We start from the raw sequence: 1,547 nt of genomic DNA, 5'->3' as shown, positions 1-1,547 counted from the left end.
CCCACGGCCCCGGCGTTGTTCGGGTGTGTCCGGTTTGATCATGGTTTGTTAGATGCCGTAGGTGGCGAAGACGTCGCGGCGGTCGTGTAGGTCGCGGCGAGCGTGAGCGATGTTCGCGCGTCCGGCGAGGCGGAAGGTGTTGAGGGACAGGTTGCGGAAGCTGGCCGCGGCTCGTGGGGCGGTACCGGTCCGTAGCTGGGAATCGTCCTCGTGGAAGGTCACGTCTCGAGTCCAATGAAGACGATTTTCCACGGTCCAGTGGCCTCTGGCGTAATGGTTGAGGTGCTCGGGGCCGGCCTGGTCGGCGTCGACGCTGACGATGCCGTGGATGATTTCCTTGCTGGTGCGCACGCCGTCGAGACCGCCGGTATCACGGCGCAGCCGGAAGACTTGCCGGGCGCCGGGGAACACCGTGTCGTCGCAGGCCGCGACCCGTAGGGTTCGGCGTTCAGTGCGCCCGTGTCCGCGCTCCTCGTCGATGTCGGTGTGGTCGATGAACTCGGTGTCGGTGCCGGACAGCAGGGCTTGGGCGGCCTTCAGAGCGAGGGGCTGGTTCCCCTTCAAGATCAGCGTGTAGTGGGCTCGAAGGGGGCCGGTGATCAGACGAGCGGTCTTCTTGCTCGTGTGGAGGGCATCGAGGGTGAGCATCATCCCGGCCAGCTCCAAGGGTGTCAGCAGGTCGGCGATGACGGTGCTCTCGCCGCGCTTGTCCGGGACCTGGCGTTGGCCCAGGACCACCCCGTGCTGGTGGCTGATCGCCGCGACCAGGAACACCTGCCCCGTCGCAGTACGGGTGCCGTGCAACAGTTTCCCGTCAATCGCGGCCGCCGGCAGCAGCCCGGCCGGCCTCGGGTGGGTCACGGCCCGGGTGGCGGCGCGGCGCTGCTCCCGCTCGACGGGTTCGTCGTCGCAGGTGGGGATCACCGGCGCCGGCGCGTGAGCACACACGATGTCGGCGGCGTAACCGCAGGTCGCTGTGTCGAGAGCGTCACCGTCAAGGGCGGCCAGGACCCGCCGGAAGGTGCGTTCGCTGGGCACCATGTACCGGCCGCGCAACGGGTTGAACCGGGCCCCGAGACGGTGCAGGACATCCTGCGGGGTCCGCGCCGCCCACTGCCGGATCGCGGTCACCGAGTCGTTACCCACCACCAAAGTGGCGCACGCGGTCAGGACCAGAATCACCAGCAACGGATGCCGAAGCCCTCGCAAGCGGCGCGGATCAGGCACCTGCCGCAGCCGATCGAGCAGCGACGACGCCACCAACAACGGGTCAGCAGCCAACGAATCCGCGGTGACCGGGTCCGCGGTGACCGGGTCCGCGGTGACCGGGTCCGCAGCGAGTTCGGCTTCCCACAGGGCCAGATCGGCAAGGTGGTCAACAACAGGGCTGATCGGGGAAGATGACGACACGAGCGCGGCTCCTGGAACGATCTTCTGGCGTAGACACCCGAAAGATCATCAGAAGTCGCGCTCGTCCCACAACTTCAGCTCTGTCCGGTCCTCAACCTGGACAGAACACCTCAAGCCGGAACAACGCCGGGGCCGTG

The 1,547-nt window shown here is 67.6% G+C and carries 1 protein-coding gene; it reads right to left on the bottom strand.

The features are described 5' to 3' along the window. Positions 1 to 48: 48 nt before the first annotated feature. Entirely contained in the window at positions 49 to 1,410 is a 1,362-nt protein-coding gene (locus DLJ47_RS35205; protein ID WP_109906691.1) for an ISAs1 family transposase, read from the bottom strand. Between the last annotated feature and the right edge of the window lie 137 nt (positions 1,411 to 1,547).

The organism is Micromonospora sp. S4605 (assembly GCF_003176715.1).
Classification (GTDB): Bacteria; Actinomycetota; Actinomycetes; order Mycobacteriales; family Micromonosporaceae; genus Micromonospora; species Micromonospora echinaurantiaca.
The sequence above is the reverse complement of the archived record's forward strand: the minus strand, read 5'-3'. Positions and strand labels throughout refer to the sequence as shown.